Origin of the sequence: Streptomyces sp. NPDC020965 (assembly GCF_044333555.1) — a bacterium.
Taxonomy (GTDB): Bacteria; Actinomycetota; Actinomycetes; order Streptomycetales; family Streptomycetaceae; genus Streptomyces.
In genome coordinates this window covers 911,680-937,940 of sequence record NZ_JBIRRE010000001.1, presented here as the reverse complement: position 1 = coordinate 937,940, position 26,261 = coordinate 911,680, and the positions used below count along the sequence as shown (strand labels likewise).

The following is a 26,261-nucleotide window of genomic DNA, read 5'->3' as shown; positions in this document are numbered from 1 at the left end:
GGGATTCGGGTGAGGGGAGCCGCTTGACCTCAAGCGAACTTGAGGTACGAACCTCTGGTCATGGACATCAGCACGCGGGAGAACCCGCGGACCACCCCTGCCCCCACGACCCCGCTGAAGCTCGCGGTCATCCTCTCCAGTAACCGGCAGGGCCGATTCGGGCCCGTCATCGGTGACTGGTTCCTCGAACACGCCCGGCAGAGCGCCGACTTCGATGTCGAGCTGATCGATCTGGCGGAGGAGGACCTGCCCACCGCCCTCACGTCCACGCCCGCGCCGTCCGTCGCCGATTCGCTCGGCCGGGTCACGCCCGCGCTGGCCGCCGCCGACGCGTTCGTGGTCATCACCCCCGAGTACAACCACTCCTTCCCCGCATCCATCAAGAGCCTCATCGACTGGCACTTCTCCGAATGGCGCGCCAAGCCGATCGGCTTCGTCTCCTACGGCGGGGTGTCCGGTGGTCTGCGCGCCGTCGAGCAGTTGCGGCAGGTCTTCGCCGAGATGCACGCGGCCACCATCAGGGACACCGTCTCCTTCCACAACCCCCATGGGGACTTCGACGACCAGGGCCGGCACGCGGACCCCGCCGCCTGTGACGCCGCCGCCACATCGATGCTCGGGCAACTCGCCTGGTGGGGGCTGGCGCTGCGGGATGCCAGGGCCGTTCGACCGTACGACTCCTGACAGCCGTACGACCGCTGGACTCCGCGCTTCCGTACGGGGAGGAGCGGTCGGTCGCGGGGACGGCGCGGCGGGGCGGCGGCGCGGCGGGGCGGTGGGCGGCGGGGCGGTGGGCGGCGGGGCGGTGGGCGGCGGGGCGGTGGGCGGCGGGGCGGTGGGCGGCGGGGCGGTGGGCGGCGGGGCGGTGGGGCCTGGTGGTACGGGGGCCCGGCGCCGCCCTGGTCCGCGGTGTCCGGGCCTCAGTCGCGGCGGCCCAGCAGTGCGAGGAGTCTGGCCTGGTGGCTGTCGCCGGGGGGCGGTTCGATCGGCGGGGCGAAGAGTCCGGACGCGGACAGCTCCGCCGCGTACGGGGTGACCTCGTCCAGCGCGAAGCCCACCAGCGCGTCCGGCAGCCGCTCCGGGGCGCCGATCGCCCGCGACAGGTCCCAGCCGTGCACCACGGCGTCCGTGATCATCTGCGCGCAGTAGGAGACGGTCGGTGTCTCCCCGTACGAGAGCCACACCGTGCCCTCCAGCGCGCCGGGCGCGGCGAACGCCTTCCGGGCGGCGCGCACGGCGGCGTCCCAGGTGGCGCGCGGGCGGGGGCCGAGCACATCGCCGTCGTACGCGTCGCCCACCTCCGCGATGGTGGACCCCTCGGTCACCAGGTCGGGCACCCAGAGCTGTTCCGCGGTGAGATGGTTGACGAGATCGCGGACGGACCAGTCGGTGCAGGGCGTCGGATCGTCCCACTGGTCGGTCCGCACGGCGTGCACCCGTTCGCTGAAGAGCGCGAGCGCCTCGGAGTGCCGGGAGAGCAGGGTCGCCACGTCCTTGTTCATGTTTCCCATGGGCTCACTGTCGCGCGCCGCGCGGGGCGATGCGAGTTGTGCCCGACGCCGTGGCGTGTCCTGCGTACGACGCCCACCAAGGGCGGTCCCGCGCGGCCGGGGACGGGGCGGGACGGGGCGGGTCGTGCCGGGGCGGGGACCGGGCCGGCCGGGGATGGGGACGGGGCTCGGCGGGACGAGACGCGGCGGGCGGGTGGTTAACGGGGCGGCGTACGCAGGATCAGCGGTTGGCCAGGGCGAGTGCCTGCTCGATGCCCTCCTCCTCGGCCCCGAGGAACTGCGGATCCGGCTTCAGCACCACATCGAGCGCCGCCTTGCCCGCCGCGACCATCTCCCGCGCGCCGCCGTAGTACCAGGTCGAGTCGTGCGGCGCGGTCACTCCCACCCCGTACGCGTCGATCCCGGCCGAGCCGCAGAGGGCGAGGGCCCGCCTGATGTGGAAGCCCTGGGTGATCAGCACCGCCCGATCGACGCCGAAGATCTTCTTCGCGCGGACGCAGGAGTCCCAGGTGTCGAACCCGGCGTAGTCGCTGACGATCACCCCGTCGGGCACCCCGCGCTCGGTGAGATAGGTCCGCATCGCGTCGGGCTCGTCGTACTCGGGACGGCTGTTGTCGCCGGTGACCAGGACGACCTTGACCTTGCCCAGCCGGTACAGCTCGGCCGCCGCGTCCAGCCGGTGCGCCAGATACTGCGTCGGGCGGCCCTGCCACAGGCCCGCCCCGAAGACCACCGCCACATCCCGACCGGGCACCTCGGCGACCGTACGGATCCGGCTGTCGGCGACCGCGTGCGTCCAGGTCGAGGGCGCGAGTGCGAGCACACAGCCGACCATCGTGGCCTGCACCAGCCGGCGCTGGGCACGCCGGGTCCGCAGGGCCCGGAGGGCACGACTGACCCCGCGGCTGGTGCGACCGGCACCGAGGGCCCGCGGGCCGCGGCGGTCGTCGGAGCCGGGGGACGGCGCGGGCGGGCTCAACCGGATTCGTGGTCTCTTCACACCTGGTCAGACGCTGATCGGGACTATTCGGTTCGACTCCTCTCCCCGGCCGCCCCGGTGGCGCAGGACGACCCGGCCGCGGCGGGCGGCCCGGACCAGGCGGCAGGTAGCAGCGACCGGGCCGCCGCCGTCGTGTAGACCGCGGCGGCCAGCCAGGCCGCCGCGAACGCCTCCGGATCGGCGGGCAGCAGCCTGCCGAGAGCGTCATGGCGGCGGTCCGCCGCCGTCTCCGCGAGCGAACGCGCGCACTCCGCGCCCGTGGTCAGCCCCACCGAGCCCAGCCGGCGCGGCAGCTCGCCGTCCGCCGAGGCAGCGGTGACGGCCCGGCCACCCGCGACCGCCCGGTCCACGGCGCGGCGCAGCAGATCCAGCTCCACGGGCAGCGCGGGCGGACCCGGCCGGGAGGCCGGTGCGGGGCACTCCGCCGCCGCGGCCGGAACGGCGGGTACAGCGGGTATATGGGAACGGTTCAGCCGCCAGAGCCCCAGATCCGCCCGGACCCGCTCGCCGTCATGCCCCTCCCACGAGGCGGCCAGGGCCTGGACACCACCCGGCCGGTCGGCCGCGACCCGTGCCACGAGCCGGAGTGCCAGCCCGGGCCGGTCGGCGAGGAGCCGCAGATTCTCCGCGTACGCCAGCTCCGGCCGCTCGTCCGGAGCCAGCAGTCGCAGCACCGGCCCGCCGTCGACCTGGAACCCGAGCGCGGTGACCGTCCCCCGGAGGAAGAGCAGGTCGCCACCGGCCGGCCGGGTCTCGGCGGGCCGCGCCAGCCAGTCGAGCGCGGCGGAGAGCTGATCTGCGGGTGGCCGCTGCCACAGTGCGTCCAGTGGCGGTTCGTGCCATTGAGCGCCCGTCGCCCGTACGGAACGGACCCGGGACCCGCCGCCGATCCGGCCGTCCGGTGAGACCGTCGGACTGGTGAGGATCACCGAGCCGCCGTCGCCCCATGCGCGCAGCGCGAGGGCACAGCCGCCGGGCAGGGGAGTGCCCGCGGCCTGGATCGCCCGGTCGGCCTGGCCGGGGGCGATGTCCGAGACCGTGTGCGTGGTGCCGTCAGGTGCGATGCCGTACGCCGTCGCGCCCGCGTAACCGGACGCGGTGACCACCGGTTCCGTGAACAGCCCGTACAGCCGCAGAGGTTTGGCCGGCTGGTACGCCCGGCGCGCCGGGGTCGCCGCTTCGGCGGGGCGGCGTAGGAGATCGAGCAGTCCGGCCAGCTCGGCGGTCAGCTCGGAGAGTCGGAACGCCGGGTCGTCGGAGCGCGCCTCGCCGAGCCGCCGCGCGATCCGTACCGCCGCCGCGGCGGGCAGTGGCAGCCCGGCGAGCCGACCGGAATGCGCGGCGTGCAGCAACTCGGCCCGGTGGACCGCGCCGGCCCCGGTGACACCCGTGACGAGGACGGCGGTCGCAGCGGTACGGAGGGTGGCGATGGCCGCTGTCTGGGCGGGGGTGAGGGCGATCTCAGGCGGGGGCGCGGTGCCGGTCGTGCCCGTCGGGCCCGTCGTGCCCGTCGGCGGGGCTGCCGTGGACGCGCCTGGGGGTACGTCGGGGGACACGGCTTGGGATGCGTCCGGGGATAGGTCATCGGGCGCCTCATCTGGCGGATCGGACGGAGCCTCCGCGAGGGGCGCGCTCGACAGCACCGCCGCACGGTGCAGACAGGCCGGGGCCAGCAGACAGCCGCAGACCGCGTCCGCCCCGCGCGCCACCACCCCGCCGGTGACCCGCAGCGTCACGGAGGTGTCCTCGTCCACCCTGACCCGTACGCCGTCGGGCAGCGCCTCCACCGGCCAGCCGGGCACTTTCGCCAGGGCCCCGTCGACCCGCTTCCGCAGCCGGGCGGGGAGCAGATCGAGGGCCCCGGCCGCCACCTCGGCGGCCACCGGGGGGAGTCCCGGGGCAGGTGTCGTCGTCACCGGTGCGTACCTCCTACGCGTTCGCCGACCCAACGGGCCAGCTCCAGAGGGCTGAGTGCGGCGATCGGCATCCCGGCCGCGACCAACCGGCCCGCCACGCCGGTGGAGTACCTCGGTCTGCCCTCGTCGTCCAGCGACGCGCAGCCCAGGACGTGGCAGCCCGCGTCGACCAGGGTCCGCACCTCCGAGAGGAGCGGGCCGACCGGGCCGCCCTCCTCGAAGTCGCTGATCAGGACGACCAGCGTGCGCGACGGCACGGTCACCAGCTCGCGGGCGTGCCGCAGGCCCCGGGCGATGCTGGTGCCGCCGCCGACGCGCACCTCCAGCAGCAGGCTCAGCGGATCGTCCACATGGTCCGTGAGGTCGAGCACCTCGGTGGAGAAGGCGACGAAGTGCGTGCTGAGGGCGGGGACTCCGGCGAGGACGGACGCGGTGAGCGCGGACCAGATCGTCGACGCCTCCATCGAACCGGAGACGTCCACGACGAGCACCAGCCGCCAATCGGTCGACCGCCGGGCCCGGGTCCGGAACACGGGCCGCTCCGGCAGCACCGTCACCTCTCCGGTCGCCGGATCGCGCCGGGCGGTCGCCAGATTCGCCCGCAGGGTACGCGGGAGATCCAGCGGGCCACCGGGGCGCCGGGTGGGCCGGGGATGCGCGAGCCCGGTGAGGGCCGGGCGCAACCGGTTGGCCAGCGCCTCCGTCAACTCCCGGACCAGCCGGGCCACCAGCGGACGCAGCCGGGCGAGCTGTTGTTCGGGGAGACCGCCCGCATAGGAGAGCACGGTCCGCAGCAGCTCCACGGAGGGGCGGGCGGCGGCCGGGTCGATTTCGAGCGCGGCGTCGAGCCGTCCCGAGTCGGCCGCCGCCGCGAGCACCTCCTCGCGCACCCCGGGGCCGAAGAGCGCCGCCAACTCCTCCGACCAGGAGCGCACATCGGGGTACGAGGCATCGCTGCCACCCGGTCCGCCGCCGTGCCCCTCCTCGCCCCGGGCGCCCTCACCGCGCCCGTTCCCGTACAACTCGTCGAGCGCAGTGGCGTAGCGCAGGGCGTTCCCGGTCAGCTCCCGGCCGCGTCCGAGCAGCAGTCGCCACCGCTCGCCGGGGGTGAGCCCGCGGCCGGTGGCGCCCGTGGTGCCGGTGCTGCCTGTGGTGCCGGTGCGGCCTGTGGCGCCCGTGGTGCCGGTGCTGCCTGTGGTGCCGGTCCGGTCGGGGCCCTCCGTGCGGTCGGTGCGCTCGGCACGCTCGGTGCCGGCCGCCGGGTGGGTGCCGTCTACCTGGTCAGCGCCGTTCGCCCGGTGGGCGGCGGGCCGCCCGGTCCGGTCCGCCGCCCGGCCGGTGGCGGGTGGTGGCGTGGGTCCCGCCGTGCCGTCCGTGCCGTCCGTGCCGTCCGTGCCGGCAGGGGATGCAGGGGCTGCCGGGGCTCCGTCAGGGGCGCCGCCCGCGGTGGTGGCCAGGGCTCCTCCCGGGACCGGTCCGCCCCACCGCGCCGACTCCGCGCCCAGCCCGCGCGCCGTCAGCGCCTCCCGGCCCGCGAGATCGGCCAGTGCGAGCAGGGCCAGTGCGGCCGGGTCCGTCACCGGGCCCGCCAGGGTGCCTGCCGCCGTGCCCGTCCGGTCCTCCACCACCGCGAGCAGTCGCGAACGGGCGGCCGGCGCCAAGGTGTCGAACCCCGACCGGAGCGCCGGCAACCGCTCCAGGAACGCCCGGTCCGGAAAGGACTCCACCCGCTCCAGCAGCGGATCGAGCGCCCTGCCGGTCTCCAGCAGCGGGCCGGCCGCGAGCAGCGAGCCGCGCAGGAAGTCCGCGAGCGACGCCCGCAGCTCGGCCGAGGTCGCGCTGTCCGCGCGCGATGCCAGCCGCGCGCCGAACCGGCCGGGGTCCGACTGGCCCAGCAGCACCCGCGCCGCGCCCGCCGCACCCTGCATCAGGGGGGTCGCGTCCCGCTCCAGCCGGGCCAGCGCGTCCGCGAGCCGCAACCCGCCGCCGATCCCGGCCGCCTGCCCGGCGAGTGCCACCAGGGCGCGGGCGTCGGACGCGTCGGTCGAACCGGCGAGTCCGTCGAGCGCCCGGACCCCCGCCGAGGCCATTTCCTCGTACGCCGCGTTGATCGCGGGCCGTTCCCACTCCGCGTCCACGCCCGGCACATGGCCGGATCTGATCCGGTCCAACAGGGCCATCCCGGCCAGCAGTTCCGGCAGGGTGCCGGTCGCCGGGAGCAGCTCGGCCGCCTCGGTCAGCCGCTCCACGGCGAGCGCGGGCAGCACACAGCGGGCCGCCTCCGCCAGGCCGTCGACGACCTCGGCGGCCGTGGGCCCACCCCGCCGCCGCTCCTCCGCGCGTCGCTGCCGCAGCAGGCCCGCCGCGGCCTGTTCCAGGGTCACCCCACGCAGACCCGCCACATCGAGCATCGCGGCGGTCGACGGCGTCCAGGCCACGATCCAGCGGGTGGTCAGTGCCACCGCGTCGCCGACACCGGCGACCGCGGACTCCTCCCCGTACGGGACCCGGCAGACCGCCAGCCGCCGCAGTGCGATCTCGCGGCGGCGGTCCAGATCCGTACGGAGCATGTCCAGCCGCAGTTCACGGCGGTCGGGCTCGTCGGGTCGGGGCAGCCGCAATTCGCTGAGCAGCCGCTCGACGGCGGGGCCGAGCCCCGAGCGCGGCGTCCCCGGGGCGAGCCGCCCCTGCCGTGCGCCGACCAGCACCTGCTCCATCGCTCCGGCCACGACCCGGCCGCGCCCGAGCAGCCGGCCCTGGGTGAGCACGGTCTGTGCCGCCTCCGCCAGCTCGCCCCGCCCGGCGGCGGGCAGCCCCCGCAGGGCGGCCAGATCCCGCGCCACCCGTACGACTTCGCGGGCGTCGGCGGGCCCGCTGGGGTGCCCCGCCTCCCGTACGGCCACACAGATCCGCACCGCCGTGGCGGTCAGCAGCTCGTCCAGCAGCCGGGGGTCACCCGCCGCCTGGAAGACGCCGTGCTGCCACTCGGGGTCGCGGATCCCGGCCGGGTAGCCGGAGCGCTCGTCCAGGAGGGGGTACGAGTAGGGCACGAGGGACGTGACGACATCCACGCCGTCCGGGGCCGGCGCACGGCCGCCGGCCGAGCCGGCGCCCCTGGAACCGGAGGGGGGTTTCAGGCCGTCGACCTCCGGGCCATCCGTCCCCGGGCCATCGACCTCCGGGCCTGCGGAGCCCCCGCGGGGCCGGTCGCGCGCCTCCCTCTCCGGCCCCAAGGGACTGGGGGTCTCCGCGGCCGGCGTCCCCCGCCCCCGTGCTTCATGGCCGCCGACCGCGATCACCGGGCGTGCGGGGGACGCGTCGTCGGGTGCCGATGACCCGGAGGTGCCCTCCGCCGGCCGCGGTGGGTCGACGGGTGCGTCGCCCCCGACCAGCGCGGGCGCATGGAACGCGCCGACCACGGCCGCCGCGCGCCGGTCCCGGTGCTCGGTCAGCCTGCGGCGCATATTCGCCTCCCGCCGCAGGTCGTACGGGTCCACCGCAGCCGTCTCCGTCCGCAGCGCCCAGCCGACCAGCAGCGCGGCCCGGCGCAGCGCCTCGGGTTCGCACCCGGGGGCCGTCGCCTCGACCAGCCGGTCCCACAGATCGTCGCCGGGGCGGCCACCCGCCCTGGCGCGCAGCGCGGCGGTGAGCGGGCCCGGACCGGAGTCCGGGCCGTCCGGCGCGCGGGCGCCGTCGTCGGTGCCCGCCCGGGCGCCGAGCGGCAGATCGAACGGGATGACCTCCACACCCGCCTCCCGCGCCCAGCGGATCGCCGCCAGCTCCGGCGAGAACTCGGCGAACGGCAGGAACACCAGCCCCGCACCGCTGCCGGCCAGCGCGACCGGCGGCACCGTCGCCGGGTCGGCGAGATGCTCCAGCCAAGGGGCGAACTCCTCGGGCAGCTCGATGAAGAGCACCTCTGGCGCCGCCGCGGCCAGCAGCGCCGGAACGGCCGCGGCCAGCGCGGGGGAGTGGTGCCGTACGCCGATCAGATACGGGTCACGGCACCCGCCCAGCACGGCCAGCGCCTCCTCAGGACTCCCGGACACCCCCGAACCCTCGCCGGGCGCCCGCACTCTCGAAGCTGCCTCGCTCCATGCCGCCCCGCCCGACTCTCCGTGTGACCGCTTCTCATCCGGCCGCTCCGGACGCGACGGTGCACCGCCGGACGCCCCCTCAGGCGAGGTCATCGCGCAGCTCCCACAGCGTCCGCCAGAGCGGGGCCCCGCCCTCGGCCCGGCGCCGGACCGGGCCGTCCCAGTAGCCGAGGAGTCGGGCGTGGTCGGCCGGGTCGTCCTTGCGGACCGTGCCCAGCAGATGGCCCGGCAGCGACCGCACGACATCGCGCCCGTCGCTCAGATACGCCGCACCCAGCCCCATCGACGTCGCCACCTGCACGGCCTCCGCCGTGGACATCACGGTCGAGGGACGCTCGATCTCCCAGCCCTCGGCGCTGCGCCCCGAGCGCAGATCCCGGAACGCCGTCACCAGCGCCTCCAGCACCGCGTCGTCCACCCCGAACGCCGCGCCCGAGCGGGCCAGCGCCGCCGTCGCCTGTCCCCGCACCAGCGCGGTCTCGGCGTCGAGGTCGGCGATCGGACCGACCTCCTCGAAGTTGAACCGGCGCTTCAGCGCGGCGGACATCTCCGACACCCCTTTGTCGCGGAGGTTCGCCGTGGCGATCAGTGTGAAACCGGGCACCGCGTGCGCGGTCCCGTCCGCGCCGTCCCCGCCCGCCAGCTCCGGCACGGACATCCGCCGTTCGGAGAGGATCGAGACCAGCGCGTCCTGCACCTCCGGCAGACAGCGGGTGACCTCCTCGATCCGGGCGACCGCGCCCCGGGTCATCGCCGTCAGCACCGGCGACGGCACCAGGGCCTCCCGGCTCGGGCCCTTGGCGAGGAGCATGGCGTAGTTCCAGCCGTAGCGGAGCTGGTCCTCGGTGGTGCCCGCGGTGCCCTGCACCGTGAGCGCGCTGGTGCCGCAGACCGCCGCCGACAGCAGCTCGGACAGCATCGACTTGGCCGTACCGGGCTCGCCGACGAGCAGTAGCCCCCGCTCACCCGCCAGGGTCACCACACAGCGCTCCACCAGGGCCCGGTCACCCACGAACTTCCGGGAGATCACGAGCTGTCGCCCGTCCGCCGCCCGCAGGGGTTCCCCGTCGGAACCGCAGACGAACACCACGACCGCGCGGGGCGTCATCCGCCAGCCGGGGGGCCTCGGCCCGTCGTCGTAACCGGCGAGGAAGTCCAGCTCAGCCCCGTACCTGTCCTCCGGCAGTTCGATCTGCCGGCCCGCGGCGCCGCTCATCGTGCTCTCGCTCATCGTGAACCTCCCCTGGCCCTGCGGCCCTTGCCCTTGAACTCCTCGAACCCCGGCGCGTCGCCGTCCACCACGCGCTGCCACGCCTCCGTGAACAGCTCCGCGACCGGGCGGTCCGGCACCACGAAGCCGTAGTCGTCCCACGGCAGCAGCGGCGTCTTCCAGCTCTCGGCCGGCAGTCGCGGGGCCTTCTCGTCCAGCCAGCCGCCGGGCAGGAAGAGCGTCCGCCCGGCCCGCGCCCGCTTGGCCTCCACCACCAGGTCGGTCGCGGCCAGCTCGGTACGGGCCTTCTTCAGCCGGGCCGGCTTCCAACCGGTCCACTCCGCCTGATTCCGGTCCGTCGGGTCCGGCAGCGCGAGCAGCATCAGATAGACAGCCGCCGCGTCATCGGAGAGCCCGAACCGGCCGGCCGCCGCCGTCACCAGCTCCGGAACGGAACCCGTCGGGGACTGCGGGGACTGCGGAGCCCCGTCCGTCAGCAGCAGCAGCGCGAACTCCGCGCTGAGCACCGTCCGCAGTGCGTCCAGCGCCCTGCCGCCACCGGAGACCCCGGCCAGCAGCGTCAGCGCCGGATGGTCCGGTCCGGCGTGCTCCCCGGTGATCAGCGGTGCGGACCTCACCCAGATCGAGTCGTACTCCGACCGGTAGCGCATCGGCGCGAGCACCAGCGCGCCATCCAGCTCGACCAGGCCCTCCTTCGCCTCCTTGGGGCGCGGCGCCACGGAATGCGCCTCGCGCAGCCGGATCGAGGCCGGCTTGCCGTGGTCGTCCCAGTCGACCCCGAGGTCGAGCAGGAGCGCCGGATCGGCGAGCCGCTCCCGCAGCATCCGCAGCGTCACCGGCAGGACCTCGCGCAGCGGATCGCCGAACGGCAGCCGGTAGGCGAGCCACCGCAGGGCGGTGACATAGCCGGCGAGCTCCGAACCGGTGAGCAGCTTCGCCGGCTCGGCCGCCACCAGCTCCTCGTCCTTGTCGAGCCGCTGCTCGGTGCGGCCGGTGAGCGCGGGCTGCGCCTCGGGGTTGAGCGCGGCGTCGAGCGCCGCGCCCTCACCGATCTCGGTGACCGCCCGGCCGACCAGCCAGGGCGGCGCGGTGCGTCGCCGGCCGCGCGCGGCCACCCAGGCCGTGGTGAGCGGCGCCAGGTCGAAGCCGTCCGTCCACAGCGCCTCCACCCGCTCCGGCGACGGCAGCAGCAGACCGGTGTACTTCTGCCGCTCGGCCGACGAGAAGTCGCCCAGCACGGCACGGGCGGCCTTGGCGTCCGCGACCTTCAGCCCCAACGGCGCGAGGTACTCCGTCGTCAACAGACCCTCCCTGCCGTAGCCGTTGAGACCCGGCAGCCCGAACTGGAGCAGCGCGGCGGTCGCCGGGCTCACTCCGACCAGCTCGGCGAAGTCGATCGCCTGCTGAGGCCGGTACGGCAGCGGCCCCCGACTCCGTACGGCGTCGATCAGCCCGCGCAGCGCTTCCGCGCGCGGCGGGTCGTCGGGGGAACCCAGCACCTCCGCGTCGATCTCGCTGAAGCCTTCCCAGGCACCGAACACACCGGCCGGGTCGTACTCAAGGGCGCTCCACTCGGCGCGGTCGTCGTCCTCCTCCGTACAGCCCAGGACCAGCAGCCGACGCGCCCCCGCATGCCGGATGGTGCCGACCGCGTCGGCCGCCTCCCCGGGCCACGGGCCCCGCAGTTCGACGGTGCGCAGCCGTCCGCGCGGGTCGGCCAGCACGGCTTCGCCGTCCGCGCGCACTTCCAGGGCCGCGTCGAGGAACTCCAGCAGCGCCAGCCGGTCCAGCTCCGCGGTGACCGGCGCGGTCGCCCGCACCGCCGCCGCCGCGAGCCCCGGCCCGATCAGGGACAGCCACGCCACACTGCTGCCCAGGAGTGTCGTCTTCGCGGCCCCGGCACCGGGCGCCAGCACCCGCTTCAGCGCGCGCAACTGGCTCAGGGCGCCACCGCTGCTCCGCTCCCACGAATACATCCCGTAGTAGCGGCGGGAGTCCAGCAGGCCGTTGAACGCCTCCCGCAGTCGGCCGTCGTGCGCGTACGCGATCTCAGGGCACACCGGGGTGTGCACGCAGCCGGTGGTGGTGACCGGCGCCATGAGGCCGGCGACGCTCTCAGCGTGCCGCGCCGACTCCTCGACCAGCGCGGCCACTCCGGCGAGCAGCCCCGGGTGGGTGATCTCCGGCAGCAGCTTCCGTACGGCGTCCAGCGGCTTCGCGCCGTCCGCGACCGCGGTCAGCAGGGACTGGGCGGCCGCGTCCGTCACCGCGCGCAGCGCCGCCGAACCGTCCTCGTCGCGCGGGCGCAGCGCGTGCCAGTGGCCGAGCGGGGGCACCAGCGGGGTGCCGCCCGCGTACACCTCTTCCTGGCCGCCCTCGGACAGCGAGGCGAGACAGACGCCGTCGGCGTCGTACAGCTCGACCTTGCCGTGGTAGCCGCGGGATTCGCGGGGGTGGAGCGCGGCGGAGCCGGGCAGTCGCAGCGGCGGCAGCGGGATGTCGCTGGTGAGGTGCTCGGGCCGGCCGTCCTTCGCGATCTCGACGGCCGGGCTGCGGCTGCCGTCCACCGAGCAGGCCGTGAGGGTGCGGGTCCGCGGATCGAACCGCACCCACCAGCCGACCAGGCCGTCCTTGCTGCCGAACGGCGAGGACTCCAGGCCACCTCGCGCGGGCAGCAGCCGGCAGGAGTGCTCGATCAGCGTGCCCGAGCGCTCGGCGAGCGCCGAGTCGAAGAAGGCGGGCACGGAGATCCGGCCGCGGCGGGCGGACGCGGGGTCGTACTCCCACCACTGGTCCTCGTGCAGCACCCAGACGGAGACTCCGTCCGATGCCACCGGCCGGGACTCGGTCGCGAACGAGGTGTCGCCCGCGTGCACCGGGCGGCCGCCGAAGGTCCGGCCGCCACCGGGCAGTTCCAGGGACGGCGTGCGGTTGGCGTTCCCGTGGTCCGGCAGCGATCCGTCGGGTGTGAAGATCTCCGCCGCCCGGCCCGACCAGCGCCCTCGGCGGTCGTCGCCGTATCCGTTGACCGTCAGCCACTGGCCGTCGATCCAGCGGACGAGAGGAGTGTCCCAGGAGTGCGACTTACCGGCCGGGAGGGAGAGCGTCTGCCGGTCCAAGATCGCGTCGGGGCCCACCGCGACCGCCCGCATCCCGAGCCGGACGAGCAGCGCGGGCCAGGCGTCGGACAGGGTGTGATCGTCGTCGTCGTTCCGGCGGCGCCCCTTCTGCTGGGCGCCGCCGGGGCCCAGCTCCGCCAGCGCCTCCTCCAGCGCGGGCCAGCCCAATTCGTCCAGAACGCCCGCGCGCAGGGTCCGGGCGAGCGCCCCGGCCGGCGAGAAGGCGGTGATCCTGGCCACCGCCTCCGGCGCGGTGGCCAGCACCGCCGGGTCCGCGAAGCCCTTGAGCCGTTGGAGCTGGCGGTTCACCTCGGGGAGACCGACCGGGCGGCCGAGCTCGTCGGCCCGGTCGGCGAGCCAGCCCGCGACCACCGTGCGCAGCGCCGGATGCGCCGCGGCCTCCTTCAGCCGGGCCGAGACCCCGTCCCCGCCGGAGAGCCGCTCCACACCACCGCGCAGCAGCTTCGCGAACCGGGCGTCGGCGACCAGCGCCACCAGATCCCTGCGCCCCTCGCGCTCGTCACCGAACCAGTTGGCCAGCTCCAGGTTGACCATGTCGTCCGACGGTTCGTGGACGGGAACGCCCAGCGCCAGACAGAGGTCGAGCAGATCGAGGTCAACGCTGCTCCGCCAGCCGCCGCGCAGCAGCTTCACCGGGGTGCCGTCCGCGATCAGACGGTCCGCCAGCCGCTCCACCAGGGCCAGTTCGACGGGGATGCGCTTCAGCTCGCGCCAGCCGCGGTGCCGGTGTCCGCTCCACGCCGTCAGCCACTCGGCGGCCGGGACCGTCCCGTCCATGAGCAGTTCGATCGCCCCGCAGGTCTCCAGGAGGGACAGCCAGGACTCGTCGAACGCCTCCGGGCGGTCCCCGCCCGTCTCCGGCAGCAGGGCCAGCAGCCGCTCCCGGACCGCTTGGTCAGCGGCGGCGACCTCGGTGAGCGCGGGCAGCGCCGACTTCCAGAAGCTCCCCGACGCATGGGTCATCGCGCCCGTGTGGATGATCTCGACGATCAGCGAGCGCTCCTCGGCGGCCGCGTCCAGACCCGCGCTCTTGGCGAGCCGTCGCAGATCCTCCAGCATTCCCGCGTACGGGGTGAGGCCCGCCGCGCACCGCTGCGAGGAGACGGCCCGGAACTCGTCGTACGCCCGCGCCGGTGACAGCCGGTCGGCCAGCCCCTTGGCATACTCCCGCAGGGCCTTTCCGCTCAGCGCGCCCGCCCCGGCGAACTCCAGGAACACCTCCCGCAGCCGCTCTTCGTCCACGGGCAGTGCGTGCCGCTGCTCGGCGGCGCGCGCCTTGCCGAAGAACACCGACGCCTGCTGCCGTGCCTCGACGGCCAGGAACAGCCGTCCCACCTGCTCGTAGTAGGTCGGCAGGAACTGCGGGACGGAGCGGTCGAGACGCTCCCCGATCTCGTCGAACCCCTCCTTCGCGAGGCCCGGCTTGGTCGCCACCTGCCGCGTCAGCCGCTCCATCTCCTTGACCACGGCCAGCGCGTGATGGCCGTTCGCCGGGTCGTTGACCAGCGCCCAGGCCGGGAAGCCGAGCGACTGCCGCCGCACCCGGCCGACGGTCGCCGAACCGGCGCCCTCGAACCCGAGATACTCCAGCGCCATGTCCTCCGCCGGTGCGATGGCCTCCGGCACCAGCCGCACCACCGTCCGACCGTCGAGCGCGGGATGGCAGTACGCCCGCGCCGTCAACTCGTCGCCCGCGGTGTTCTCCGCACCGAGCGGCAGCACCGCACCGGCCTCCAGCAACCCGTCCATGGATCCCCCCACTGTTCCGCCCGTCCCACTTGCTCCCATGGCCCCACCCGGGCCCCCACTCACTTCCGAAGCCGCGCGCACCGCCGGACCCCCGCTCACCGCAGCTCCTCCTCGTCCCCCGCGACGACGCGGCCCGCGTACAGCAGCGCCGCCATCCGCTCGCCCTCGGACCAGGCGACCGGCCCCACCTCGGCCAGCGGCAGCCGTCGGCCGTCCTTGTCCCGCCACTCCAGGGCGCCGGTGTACGCCTCCGCTTCCGGGTAGTCGGCGCCCAGCCAGAACGCCGCCTCCAGCGCCCGGCCGTCCTCCACCAGCGGGCAGAGCGTCTGACCGCCGCGCACCCGGTATCCCAGCGTCATCGCGCGGGCGGTGGCGTGCCGGAGCTGATCGAACTTCCCCTTGGCGTACGCCTGCCACTGCTGGCCGGTGACCTCATCGGGCCGTCGCCACACCTCGCGGAAGAGCTGCTCCACCCGCTGCTCGACACCCAGCTCGACGGCGAACTCCCGCAGGTCGTCCAGGTCTTCGAGCAGCACCGGGTGGGGTATGAGCAGGCTCTCGCACTCCAGCCGCACCGAGTCGCCGTCCAGATCGACTATCCCCGCGCCCTTCTCCGCGTCCACGTCCCGCAGGAATCCGGCGCGCGCCATATCGGCGGTGCCGTCCGCCGCCACCGGGGCGACCACCAGATCACGGAGCGCCGACTGCCAGGCGGCGTCCGGCCAGATCCGCGCCAGCAGCGCGACCGGCACCGGCAGCGAACGCACCAGCCAGGTGTCCACCTGCTCCCCGCACTCGCGCTCATGCCGCTCCAGCCACTCGGCGAGCTGCCGCAGGCGCACCACCACGGCGTCGTCCTTGATCTTCGGCGGCACCTGCTTCAGGGCCCGCCCCGCCGCGTTCCTGCACAGAACGGTTCCTCCGTCCAGCGCAACGGAGTAACCACCGCTCTCTGTCTCGATCCAGCCCATGGCAAGACCGCCTCCCCAGACGTTCCGGTTTCGATGGCGTCACATTAGGTGGCGGGTCTGACAACGCGCTCCCGCGTCCATTCGCCTGTGGAAAACTCCCGTCACCGCCATGCAACAGCCGCGCAATCTCGACGGGTCAGAATCGGCGTATGACGGAGTCGGCAGACCCTCGTGACTCTCCGGACCTCGACAGCGCCGCCCAGCTCGTCTCCCGCATCACCGCCCAGCTCGGCTCCCGACTCAGCCATGTCCGGCTGGACGGAACCCTCCGGCCCGTCGGCCCCGCCGCGCCCCCGCTCCACACCACCGTGACCTTCACGGCCGCCCCGCCCGGGGACGGCGACCCCTGATCCGTCCCCGTTCGATCGCCCCCGTCACGGCGAGAAAACGCCGCTGCCCGGCCCACCCGCCGCCCGCTCGTCCCCCGCTCGTGACCGCCTCCGGTTACCTTCGGTGCATGGCAGGCACCACGGGCACCACCACAGACCACCTGTACGACGACACGGCCACCGCGCGCTGGGCCCCCGAACCGGACAAGCGTCCCGGTCGCACGGCCTTCCAGCGCGACCGCGCCCGGGTGCTGCACTCGTCCGCACTGCGCCGCCTCGCCGGCAAGACGCAGGTCGTCACCCCCGGCACCCGGAACCAGGTCTGGGACGCCAGCCCCCGGACCCGGCTCACCCACTCGCTGGAGTGCGCCCAGGTCGGCCGCGAGCTGGGCGCGGCCCTCGGCTGTGACCCCGACCTGGTGGAGGCCGCCTGCCTCGCCCACGACATGGGCCACCCGCCCTTCGGGCACAACGGTGAGGTCGCGCTCAACGACATCGCCAAGGACTGCGGCGGCTTCGAAGGCAACGCCCAGTCGCTGCGGCTGCTGACCCGGATCGAACCCAAGCGGTTCGTCCACACTCCCGGCGGCGAAGTCGTCAGCGTCGGTCTCAACCTCACCCGCGCCGCCCTGGACGCCGCCACCAAGTACCCCTGGCCGCGCGACGGCCACCCCACCGACCCCGGATCACTCAAATTCGGGGTGTACGAGGACGATCTCCCGGTCTTCGACTGGGTCCGCGAGGGCGCGCCGGAGCACCGCAAGTGCTTCGAGGCCCAGGTGATGGACTGGTCCGACGACGTGGCCTACTCGGTGCACGACTTCGAGGACGGGCTGCACGCCGGACACATCGACCCCAAGGCGCTGCTCGCCCCGTCCGAGCGGGCCGAGATATGGCGGGTCGCGATCGGCCGGTACGTCCCCGCCGACACCACCCCCGATGAGCTGTCCCAGGCCCTGGACCGCCTCCTGGACCAGGAGTGGTGGCCGCACCAGTACGACGGCTCGGCGGTCGCCCAGGCCCGCCTCAAGGACGCCACCAGCCAGCTCATCGGCCGGTTCTGTCTCGCCGCCGAGGGCGCGACCCGCCAGGCGTACGGCACCGGACGCCTCACCCGGTACGCGGCGGAGCTGGCCGTCCCGCGCGCCGCGCGCCACGAGTGCGCGGTGCTCAAGGCCGTCGCCGACCGCTATGTGATGCAGCGCGCCGAACAGGAGGTGCTCCGCGCCGACCAGCGCGTGGTGCTGGCCGAGCTGGCGGAGGAGCTGACGGCCCGCGCGCCCGACAGCCTCGACCCCCAGTTCCGCGCCCAGTTCCGCGCGGCGACGGACGACCGGGCGCGCGGTCGGGTGATTGTGGATCAGCTCGCCTCGCTCACCGACGCCTCCGCCCGCACCCTGCACGCCCAGCTCACAGGCCGCCCCTAGCCCTCCGCCGCCGTCCCCGGAGGCGGGTACGGGGTGACACGCCCAGGTCACTCCCTCTTCCGCCATCACGCTCCGTGCGGGACGCTCCCTGAAGTTCCCTGAAGGCCGCGCAGCGAAGAAGCACAGAGGAGGAACCAAGTGGTCGACGGACATCTGACTTTCGTCATCGTCGGCGGTGGTCTCGCCGGGGCCAAGGCCGCCGAGACCCTCCGCGCCGAGGGTTTCACCGGACGGGTCATCCTCATCGGCGACGAACGCGACCACCCCTATGAACGCCCGCCCCTCTCCAAGGGCTATCTCCAGGGCAAGGAGGAGCGCGAAAGCGTCTTCGTCCACGAGCCCGCCTGGTACGCCCAGGCCGATGTGGAGCTGCACCTCGGACAGGTGGTCGTCGCCATCGACCGCGCCGGCAAGTCGGTGCGGCTGGGCGACGGCACGGTCCTCCACTACGACCGCCTGCTGCTCGCCACCGGCGCCGAACCGCGCCGACTGGACATCCCGGGCACCGAGCTGGCCGGTGTGCACCACCTGCGCCGGCTCGCCCACGCCGACCGGCTGCGCCAGGTGCTCGCCGCGCTCGGCCGGGACAACGGCCATCTGGTGATCGCCGGCGCGGGCTGGATCGGCCTGGAGGTCGCCGCCGCCGCGCGTGGCTACGGGGCCGAGGTGACCGTCTTCGAACCGGAGACGACCCCTCTCCACCAGGCCATCGGCCCCGAGCTGGGCCAGATCTTCACCGATCTCCACAGCGAGCACGGTGTCCGGTTCCGCTTCGGCGCCCGGCTCACCGAGATCACCGGCCAGGACGGCATGGTGCTCGCGGTCCGCACCGACGACGGTGAGGAGCACCCCGCCCACGACGTCCTCGCCGCCATCGGCGCCGCCCCGCGCACCGGTCTCGCCGAAGCGGCCGGACTCGTGCTCGCCGACCGGGAGCACGGCGGCGGTATCGCCGTCGACGCCGCCCTGCGCACCTCCGACCCCGACATCTACGCCGCGGGCGATGTGGCCGCGGCCCACCATCCGCTGCTCGGCACCCGGCTGCGCGTGGAGCACTGGGCGAACGCCCTCAACGGCGGCCCGGCCGCCGCGCGCTCCATGCTCGGCCAGGACATCTCGTACGACCGGGTCCCGTACTTCTTCTCCGACCAGTACGACCTGGGCCTGGAGTACTCGGGCTGGGCGCCGCCCGGTTCGTACGACCAGGTGGTGCTGCGCGGGGACGCCGGGAAACGCGAGTTCATCGCGTTCTGGCTCAAGGACCGCCGCGTCGTCGCCGGGATGAACGTCAATGTGTGGGACGTCACCACGCCCATCCAGGAGCTGATCCGCTCCGGTGTGGCGGTTGACCCCCAGGCGCTCGGCGACCCGTCCGTGCCGCTCACCTCCCTCACCGGATGAGGGTGGTTGTCCACAGGGGGCGGGGAGTGTCACCCGCCCACCGTAGAATTCAGTCGTGGCCGGCAGGATCAACGATGACGACGTGAAGGCGGTGCGGGACGCCGTCGCGATCGACACTGTCGTGTCCGACTACCTCCAGCTGCGCAATGCGGGCGGCGGCAACCTCAAGGGCCTCTGCCCCTTCCACGACGAGAAGTCCCCCTCCTTCCAGGTCAGCCCGAGCAAGGGTCTCTTCCACTGCTTCGGCTGCCAGGAGGGCGGCGACACGATCGCCTTCGTGATGAAGATCGACCATCTCACCTTCTCCGAGACGGTCGAGCGCCTCGCCGCCACGGCGGGCATCACCCTGCGGTACGAGGAGGGCGGCTACAACCCCAGCAACCAGCGGGGCGAGCGGATCCGCCTGGTGGAGGCGCACAAGATCGCCGCCCAGTTCTACATCGAGCAGTTGGAGACCGGCGCGGAGGCCGAGACGGGCCGCGCGTTCCTCGCCGACCGGGGCTTCGACCACGCCGCCGCCCAGCACTTCAGCGTCGGCTACAGCCCCCAGGGCTGGGACCACCTCACCCGCTTCCTGCGCGGCAAGGGCTTCAGCGACAAGGAGCTGATCCTCTCCGGTCTCTCCCAGGACGGCCGCCGCGGGCCCATCGACCGCTTCCGCGGCCGGCTGATGTGGCCCATCCGGGACATCTCCGGCGATGTCGTCGGCTTCGGCGCCCGCAAGCTCTACGAGAGCGACAACGGCCCCAAGTACCTCAACACCCCCGAGACCGGCATCTACAAGAAGTCCCAGGTGCTGTACGGGATCGACCTCGCCAAGAAGGAGATCGCCAAGAGCAGCCGGGCCGTCGTGGTCGAGGGGTACACGGACGTGATGGCCTGCCATCTCGCCGGTGTCACCACGGCCATCGCGACCTGTGGCACGGCGTTCGGCGGCGATCACATCAAGATCCTCCGCCGGCTGCTGATGGACCACGCCACCGCCGAAGTGATCTTCACCTTCGATGGTGACGCGGCCGGACAGAAGGCCGCCCTGCGGGCCTTCGAGGACGATCAGAAGTTCGCCGCCGAGACCTCCATCGCGATCACTCCGGGCGGTATGGACCCCTGTGACCTGCGGCTGGCCGAGGGCGACGGCGCGGTTCAGAAGCTGGTGGAGACCCGCACCCCGCTCTTCGAATTCGCCATCCGCCAGGTCGTCGCGCGCCACAATCTGGAGACCCCGGCCGGCCGTGCCGCCGCGATGGACGAGGCCGCGCCCATCGTCGCCAACATCAAGAACATCGCCATCCAGCACGAGGCGGCCGTCCAGCTCGCGGGCATCGTCGGCATCCTCGACACCCAGTTCGTGGTGAAGCGGGTCGCCCAGCTCGCCCGCTGGGCCCGCGACCGCGGCGGCCGCGGCCCGGCCCCCTCCCGTACGAACGGCGCGCCGGGCGCCCCTGGGCAGCGGGGGGCCGCCCAGCCCGCCACCGGCTCCGGCCTCGGCCCTGCGGGAGTCTCCGGCCCCGCGCTCAATCTCCGCAGCCCGGCCCACCGCACCGAGCGAGAGCTGCTCAAGCTCGCGCTCCAGTACCCCGAGCTGGTCTCCCCGGCCTTCGACGCCTACGGACCGGACGAATTCACCGCGCCGCCCTACGCCGCCGTCCGGCAGACCATCGCCGAGGCGGGCGGTGCCGACCAGGGCACCCGGGACTCGCCCGGGTATCTCGCCGCCGTCCGCGACGCCGCCGCCAACGACAGCGTCCGCGCCCTGGTCACCGAGCTGGCGGTGGAGGCCATCCACTGCCGGACCGTGGACGAGATCTATGCCGGCACCCAGCTCGTCCAGGTCCGGCTGCGCGCGGTCGAACGCCGCATCGCCGAGGTCCAGGGCACGCTCACCCGCCTCGGCCCCCACGCGGACCCCGAGCACCACACGGCCGTGCAGAACGAGCTCTGGGTGCTCCAGCAGTACGGCCGCTCCCTGAGCAACCACGGCGCGGCCGCCCTCTAGCCCCCCGGCTGACGGATCTCGCCGGGCCGGTGCGTGGTGGTTGGGTAACCACCCGGTCACGCCCCGGACTCAGAAAGTCACCGCACGCCCCTCGTGGCGGCTGTGTGTCGTACCCCACACTGGTGACGGTGCCTGAGTCCTCGGAGCGCGGTCGGTCCACCGGAAGTGGGCCTCTCACACCCCGCGGATCCGCTTATCGCGTACGGGACGGACAGCGGCCCGGCCGCCCCCGTCCCGCTGCCGCACGCCCCCGAATCGGCAGCGATCACCCTGGAGGCCGCCCCGTGCAGACCCAGACCCTGACCGAGACCCCGGCGGATCGCCTGGCTGAGACGGCCGAGACGGCGCAGACGGCTGAGACGGCCGAGATGGGTGAGACGGCCGAGGAGGTCGAGCCGGTGGCTGTCGCCGGTGTTCCGCCGCAGACCATGCCCGCGCACCACCCCGAGGCCGTGCCCGAGCGGATTACGGAGCCGCTGGTCGAGGACGCCGCGGAGGCGCCGGAGCCCGTGCGTGCCACCCGCACCGAGAGCGGTGGCCCCTCCTCGGACCTGTTCCGCCAGTACCTCCGGGAGATCGGACGGATCCCGCTGCTGACGGCCGTCGAGGAGGTGGAGCTGGCCCGCCGGGTCGAGGCCGGTCTCTTCGCCGAGGAGAAGCTGAGCAACACCCCCGACATCAACAACTCCCCGCTCGCCGTCGACCTCGACCGGCTGGTCGTCCTGGGCCGGATGGCCAAGCGCCGGCTGATCGAGGCCAACCTGCGGCTCGTGGTCTCGGTGGCCAAGCGCTATGTCGGCCGGGGGCTGACCATGCTCGATCTCGTCCAGGAGGGAAACCTCGGCCTGATCAGAGCCGTTGAGAAGTTCGACTACGCGCGTGGCTACAAGTTCTCGACGTACGCGACCTGGTGGATCCGACAGGCCATGTCCCGGGCCCTCGCCGACCAGGCCCGCACCATCCGGGTCCCGGTCCATGTGGTCGAGCTGATCAACCGGGTCGTCCGGGTGCAGCGCCGGATGCTCCAGGAGCGCGGCTGCGAACCCACCCCCGAAGAGGTCGCCGCCCAGCTCGATCTGACGCCGGAGCGGGTCAGCGAGGTGCTGCGGCTGGCCCAGGAACCGGTCTCGCTGCACGCGCCGGTGGGGGAGGAGGACGATGTCGCGCTCGGTGACCTCATCGAGGACGGCGACGCCGCCTCCCCCGTCGAATCCGCGGCCTTCCTGCTGCTGCGCGAGCATCTGGAGGCCGTGCTCTCCACGCTCGGCGAGCGGGAACGCAAGGTGGTGCAACTGCGGTACGGGCTGGTGGACGGCAGGCCGCGCACGCTGGAGGAGATCGGCCGGATCTTCGGCGTGACCCGCGAACGCATCCGCCAGATCGAGTCCAAGACGCTCAACAAGCTCCGCGATCACGCCTTCGCCGACCAGCTCCGCGGCTACCTGGACTGACCCCACGACCGCAACAGCCCCGACTTCCCCGACCGTACGCACCGCTCCGACCGTACGGGCCGGGTCGCCCCGACTGGCCCGCCCGCACGACCGGCAACGACCCGCAACGACCGGCATCGACCGGCAACGACCGGAACCCGAAGGTCCCCGCGCCCCGGCGCGTCAGTCCACCTCCGCGACCGCCTGCGCGAACTGCGCCGCGTACAGCCGGGCGTACGGTCCCCCCGACGCCAACAGCTCGTCATGCGTGCCCTGTTCGACGATCGCGCCGCTCTCCATCACCAGGATCACGTCAGCGTCGCGGATCGTGGAGAGCCGGTGCGCGATGACGAAGCTCGTGCGGCCGTGCGCGAGCCGGGCCATCGCCTTCTGGATGAGGACCTCGGTACGGGTGTCCACCGAACTCGTCGCCTCGTCCAGCACCAGGATCACCGGGTCGGACAGGAACGCCCGCGCGATGGTGATCAACTGCTTCTCGCCCGCGCTGACCCCGGAGCCCTCGTCGTCGATGACGGTGTCATAGCCCTCGGGGAGCGTCCGGATGAACCGGTCCGCGTGCGCGGCCCGCGCCGCCTCCTCGATCTCCTCGTGCGACACCTTCCGCGTGGTCCCGTACGCGATGTTCTCCGCGATCGTGCCCCCGAACAGCCAGGTGTCCTGGAGCACCATGCCGATCCCGGACCGGAGCTCGTCCCGCGACATATCGGCCACATCGATCCCGTCGAGACGGATCCGCCCGCCGGTGACCTCGTAGAACCGCATCAGCAGATTGACGAGCGTGGTCTTGCCGGCCCCCGTCGGACCGACGATCGCGACCGTCTGACCGGGCTCGACGCTCAGCGAAAGATCCTCGATCAACGGCTTGTCCGGCTCGTACCGGAAGGAGACCTTCTCCAGCGAGACCCGCCCGGCCGGGCGGGCCGGCCGCGCCACGGACTCCCGGTCGGGCTCCTGCTCCGCCGCGTCCAGCAGTTCGAAGACCCGCTCGGCGGACGCCACTCCGGACTGCACCAGATTCGCCATCGACGCGACCTGCGTCAGCGGCATGGAGAACTGCCGGGAGTACTGGATGAACGCCTGCACATCGCCGATCGACAGCGTCCCGGAGGCCACCCGCAGTCCGCCGACGACCGCGACCAGCACGTAGTTGAGGTTGGAGACGAAGAACATCAGCGGCTGCATCACCCCGCTGTTGAACTGCGCCTTGAACCCGGCCTCGTACAGCGCCTCGTTCTGTTCGGCGAACTCGCGGGCCGACTCCTCCTGCCGGCCGAAGACCTTCACCAGCGCATGACCGGTGTACATCTCCTCCACATGGGCGTTGAGCTTCCCGGTCGACTTCCACTGTTCGACGAAATGGGGCTGCGAGCGCTTGCCCACCTTCGTCGCGACGAAGACCGACAGCGGCACCGTCACCAGCGCGACCAGCGCCAGCAGCGGTGAGATCCAGAACATCATCGCCAGCACACCGAGGATGGTCAGCAGCGAGTTGATGAGCTGGCCCATCGTCTGCTGGAGGGTCTGCGAGAGGTTGTCGATGTCGTTCGTCACCCGGCTCAGCACCTCGCCGCGCCGGGCCCGGTCGAAGTACGAGAGGGGCAGCCGGGCCATCTTCGCCTGGATGTCCTCGCGCATCCGGTACATCGTCCGGTTGATCACCGTGGTCGCCAGTCGGCTCGCCACCAGGGCCAGCAGCCCGGACACCAGGTACAGCACCAGCGCCACCAGCAGCACCCGGCCGACGGCGGGGAAGTCGATGCCGTCGCCGGGGGTGAAATCGACGCCGGAGAGCATATCGGCGAGCCCGTCGTCGCCGTCGGCCCGCAGACCGTCGATGGCCCGTTCCTTGGTCGTCCCGTCCGGCATCTCCCGGCCGACGACACCCGCGAAGACGAGGTCGGTCGCCCGCCCCAGCACCAGGGGTCCGACCGCCGCGAACGCCACGCTCAGCAGGGCGGCGGCGAGCATCGCCCACAGCAGCGCCCGATCCGGCCCCAGCCGCCGCAGCAGCCGTCCGACCGAACCCTTGAAGTCCATGGACCGTTCGACCGGTCCCATCATCACGCGTCCGCCCGGCCCGCCCACTCGGGGCCCGCTGCTCTGCCCGCTCACGCCGCCTCGGCCTCCGTCAGCTGCGAGAGCACGATCTCTCGGTAGGTCTCATTGCCGCGCATCAGCTCGTGGTGGCTGCCCGTGCCCACCACGCGCCCCTCGTCCAGGACCACGATCCGGTCCGCGTCGCGGATCGTGGACACCCGCTGGGCCACGATCACCACCGTGGCCTCGGCGGTCTCGCGCCGCAGCGCCTCCCGCAGTGCGGCGTCCGTCGCGTAGTCCAGCGCCGAGAACGAATCGTCGAAGAGATAGATCTCCGGCCGCTGCACCAGTGTCCTGGCGATGGCCAGCCGCTGCCGCTGGCCGCCGGAGACATTGCCGCCGCCCTGGGCGATCGGCGCGTCGAGCCCGCCGTCGAGCGCGCGGACGAACTCGGCCGCCTGCGCCACCTCCAGCGCCCGCCACAGCTCGTCGTCGCTCGCGTCGGTCTGCCCGTACCGCAGATTGGTGGCGACCGTGCCGGAGAAGAGGTACGGCTTCTGGGGGACCAGCCCCACCGTCCGGGCCATCAGCGCCGGGTCGAGGTCGCGGACGTCGACGCCGTCGACGAGCACCGAACCGCCGGTGGTGTCGAAGAGTCGGGGCACCAGACCGAGCAGGGTGGACTTCCCGCTGCCCGTCGAACCGATGATCGCCGTCGTCTCGCCGGGGCGGGCCACCAGGGCGACCTCGCGCAGCACCGACTCCTCGGCGCCCGGGTAGCAGAACTCCGCGTCCCGTATCTCCAGGTGCCCGTGGCGGGCCAGGGTCCGTACGGGGTCGGCGGGCGGCACCACGCTCGAATCGGTCCCCAGGACCTCCTCGATCCGCTCGGCGCAGACCTCGGCGCGCGGCACCATCATGAACATGAAGGTGGCCATCATGACGGACATCACGATCTGCATCAGATAGGCGAGGAACGCGGTGAGCGCGCCGATCTGGATGGCGCCGGTCTCGATGCGGTGGGCGCCGAACCAGACGACGGCGACGGACGAGACGTTCACCACGGTCAGTACGGTGGGGAACATCAGCGCCATCAGCCGGCCGGTGGCCAGGGAGACGTCGGTCAGCCCGGTGTTCGATTCGCGGAATCGATCCTTCTCGTAACCGTCGCGGACGAAGGCCCGGATCACCCGCATACCGGTGATCTGCTCCCGCAGCACCCGGTTCACCGTGTCGAGCCGCTCCTGCATGGTCCGGAAGAGCGGTCGCATCCGGAGGACGATCAACGTCACCGCGATCCCGAGGACGGGCACGACGGCCAGCAGCACGGCGGAGAGGACCACGTCCTGGCCGAGCGCCATGATGATGCCGCCGATACACATGATCGGCGCGGAGACCATCAGAGTGAACGCCATCAGGACCAGCATCTGCACCTGCTGGACGTCGTTGGTCGTACGGGTGATGAGCGACGGGGCCCCGAAGTGCCCGACCTCCCGCGCCGAGAAGCTCTGCACCCGGTCGAAGACGCTCCCGCGGATGTCCCGGCCGAGGGCGGCGGCGGTCCGGGCGCCGTAGTAGACGGCGCCGACATTGCAGACCACCTGCACCACGCTGATGCCGATCATGACCCCGCCGAGCTGGAGGATGTAGCCGCTGTCCCCCTTGACCACGCCGTTGTCGATGATGTCGGCGTTGAGCGTGGGCAGGTAGAGATTGGCGCTGGTCTGCAGCAGTTGCAGGACCACCAGCAGGGCGATCGGTTTCCTATACGGACGCAGATAGGTCCGCAGCAGTCGTATCAGCACGCTGTCTCTCGGGTTCGGGGGGCTCGGCGCGATCGGCGTGACCGGCGGGAGGGATCTGGCGGGCGGGGGCAGATCCATCTTGCGTCACCGAGCCCCTCGAACCCAGGCGATTAATTCAAACCCGTGTCAAGAGTTGTCGCGTCTCCGGCAGCGCCGGAGGGTGGCCTCCCCGGGCGCCCCGGCCTCGGCGCACCGGACCC

15 protein-coding genes and 1 pseudogene are annotated in these 26,261 nt (G+C 73.3%); 7 read left to right on the top strand and 9 right to left on the bottom strand.

Going from position 1 to position 26,261, the window contains the following annotated elements:
• The first annotated feature begins 60 nt into the window (after positions 1-60).
• Entirely contained in the window at positions 61-684 is a 624-nt protein-coding gene (locus tag ACH4S7_RS04090) for an NADPH-dependent FMN reductase (protein WP_398519479.1), read from the top strand.
• 236 nt (positions 685-920) lie between these two features.
• On the opposite strand, the gene ACH4S7_RS04085 is transcribed toward ACH4S7_RS04090, so the two are convergent.
• From ACH4S7_RS04085 to ACH4S7_RS04055, 7 genes are all read right to left on the bottom strand, one after another.
• Positions 921-1,502 (bottom strand): TIGR03086 family metal-binding protein, encoded by a 582-nt coding sequence (locus tag ACH4S7_RS04085; protein ID WP_398520022.1) that lies wholly within the window; start codon positions 1,500-1,502, stop codon positions 921-923.
• Between the two features lie 229 nt (positions 1,503-1,731).
• The gene (locus ACH4S7_RS04080; protein WP_398520021.1) at positions 1,732-2,346 is read right to left on the bottom strand and encodes a vancomycin high temperature exclusion protein; all 615 of its coding nucleotides are present in this window, start codon (positions 2,344-2,346) and stop codon (positions 1,732-1,734) included.
• A 188-nt stretch (positions 2,347-2,534) separates the two neighbouring features.
• A complete protein-coding gene (locus ACH4S7_RS04075) occupies positions 2,535-4,427 on the bottom strand; it encodes a hypothetical protein (RefSeq protein ID WP_398519478.1) in 1,893 nt (630 codons plus the stop codon).
• A complete protein-coding gene (locus ACH4S7_RS04070; RefSeq protein ID WP_398519477.1) occupies positions 4,424-8,617 on the bottom strand; it encodes a DUF5682 family protein in 4,194 nt (1,397 codons plus the stop codon). Before ACH4S7_RS04070 ends, ACH4S7_RS04075 begins: the two co-directional genes overlap by 4 nt.
• Positions 8,604-9,755: an AAA family ATPase gene (locus tag ACH4S7_RS04065; protein WP_398519476.1), complete on the bottom strand. Its 1,152-nt coding sequence runs from the start codon at positions 9,753-9,755 to the stop codon at positions 8,604-8,606. Before ACH4S7_RS04065 ends, ACH4S7_RS04070 begins: the two co-directional genes overlap by 14 nt.
• On the bottom strand, positions 9,752-14,644 hold the full coding sequence (locus ACH4S7_RS04060) for a hypothetical protein (protein WP_398519475.1): 4,893 nt from the start codon (positions 14,642-14,644) through the stop codon (positions 9,752-9,754). The genes ACH4S7_RS04065 and ACH4S7_RS04060 overlap by 4 nt, the downstream gene beginning before the upstream one ends.
• A gap of 95 nt (positions 14,645-14,739) precedes the next feature.
• A complete protein-coding gene (locus ACH4S7_RS04055) occupies positions 14,740-15,615 on the bottom strand; it encodes a DUF4132 domain-containing protein (RefSeq protein ID WP_398519474.1) in 876 nt (291 codons plus the stop codon).
• A 149-nt stretch (positions 15,616-15,764) separates the two neighbouring features.
• Here ACH4S7_RS04055 and ACH4S7_RS04050 point away from each other — a divergent pair, with 149 nt between their 5' ends.
• From ACH4S7_RS04050 to ACH4S7_RS04025, 6 genes and pseudogenes are all read left to right on the top strand, one after another.
• On the top strand, positions 15,765-15,965 hold the full coding sequence (locus ACH4S7_RS04050; protein ID WP_398519473.1) for a hypothetical protein: 201 nt from the start codon (positions 15,765-15,767) through the stop codon (positions 15,963-15,965).
• Positions 15,966-16,072: 107 nt separating this feature from the next.
• Positions 16,073-17,371 carry a deoxyguanosinetriphosphate triphosphohydrolase gene (locus ACH4S7_RS04045; RefSeq protein ID WP_398519472.1) on the top strand — a complete coding sequence of 433 codons (1,299 nt, stop codon included), beginning with the start codon at positions 16,073-16,075 and terminating at the stop codon, positions 17,369-17,371.
• Between the two features lie 138 nt (positions 17,372-17,509).
• Entirely contained in the window at positions 17,510-18,772 is a 1,263-nt protein-coding gene (locus ACH4S7_RS04040; RefSeq protein WP_398519471.1) for an NAD(P)/FAD-dependent oxidoreductase, read from the top strand.
• 55 nt (positions 18,773-18,827) lie between these two features.
• A complete protein-coding gene (gene dnaG, locus ACH4S7_RS04035; protein ID WP_398519470.1) occupies positions 18,828-20,768 on the top strand; it encodes a DNA primase in 1,941 nt (646 codons plus the stop codon).
• Positions 20,769-20,896: 128 nt separating this feature from the next.
• Positions 20,897-21,079, top strand: a pseudogene (locus tag ACH4S7_RS04030) (RNA polymerase sigma factor); the annotation flags it as partial.
• The gene (locus tag ACH4S7_RS04025) at positions 21,053-22,219 is read left to right on the top strand and encodes an RNA polymerase sigma factor (RefSeq protein WP_398520020.1); all 1,167 of its coding nucleotides are present in this window, start codon (positions 21,053-21,055) and stop codon (positions 22,217-22,219) included. The pseudogene ACH4S7_RS04030 and the gene ACH4S7_RS04025, both read left to right, overlap by 27 nt.
• 162 nt (positions 22,220-22,381) lie before the next feature.
• On the opposite strand, the gene ACH4S7_RS04020 is transcribed toward ACH4S7_RS04025, so the two are convergent.
• Positions 22,382-24,304 (bottom strand): ABC transporter ATP-binding protein, encoded by a 1,923-nt coding sequence (locus ACH4S7_RS04020; protein ID WP_398520019.1) that lies wholly within the window; start codon positions 24,302-24,304, stop codon positions 22,382-22,384.
• 23 nt (positions 24,305-24,327) lie between these two features.
• Positions 24,328-26,061 carry an ABC transporter ATP-binding protein gene (locus ACH4S7_RS04015; RefSeq protein ID WP_398519469.1) on the bottom strand — a complete coding sequence of 578 codons (1,734 nt, stop codon included), beginning with the start codon at positions 26,059-26,061 and terminating at the stop codon, positions 24,328-24,330.
• Positions 26,062-26,261: the final 200 nt, after the last annotated feature.

Bases quoted from the DNA above. Each gene is read 5' to 3' on its own strand.
- ACH4S7_RS04090 (WP_398519479.1), top strand. From the start codon at position 61: ATGGACATCAGCACGCGGGAGAACCCGCGGACCACCCCTGCCCCCACG.
- ACH4S7_RS04085 (WP_398520022.1), bottom strand. From the start codon at position 1,502: ATGAACAAGGACGTGGCGACCCTGCTCTCCCGGCACTCCGAGGCGCTC.
- ACH4S7_RS04080 (WP_398520021.1), bottom strand. From the start codon at position 2,346: ATGGTCGGCTGTGTGCTCGCACTCGCGCCCTCGACCTGGACGCACGCG.
- ACH4S7_RS04070 (WP_398519477.1), bottom strand. From the start codon at position 8,617: ATGACCTCGCCTGAGGGGGCGTCCGGCGGTGCACCGTCGCGTCCGGAG.
- ACH4S7_RS04065 (WP_398519476.1), bottom strand. From the start codon at position 9,755: ATGAGCGAGAGCACGATGAGCGGCGCCGCGGGCCGGCAGATCGAACTG.
- ACH4S7_RS04060 (WP_398519475.1), bottom strand. From the start codon at position 14,644: ATGGACGGGTTGCTGGAGGCCGGTGCGGTGCTGCCGCTCGGTGCGGAG.
- ACH4S7_RS04055 (WP_398519474.1), bottom strand. From the start codon at position 15,615: ATGGGCTGGATCGAGACAGAGAGCGGTGGTTACTCCGTTGCGCTGGAC.
- ACH4S7_RS04050 (WP_398519473.1), top strand. From the start codon at position 15,765: ATGACGGAGTCGGCAGACCCTCGTGACTCTCCGGACCTCGACAGCGCC.
- ACH4S7_RS04045 (WP_398519472.1), top strand. From the start codon at position 16,073: ATGGCAGGCACCACGGGCACCACCACAGACCACCTGTACGACGACACG.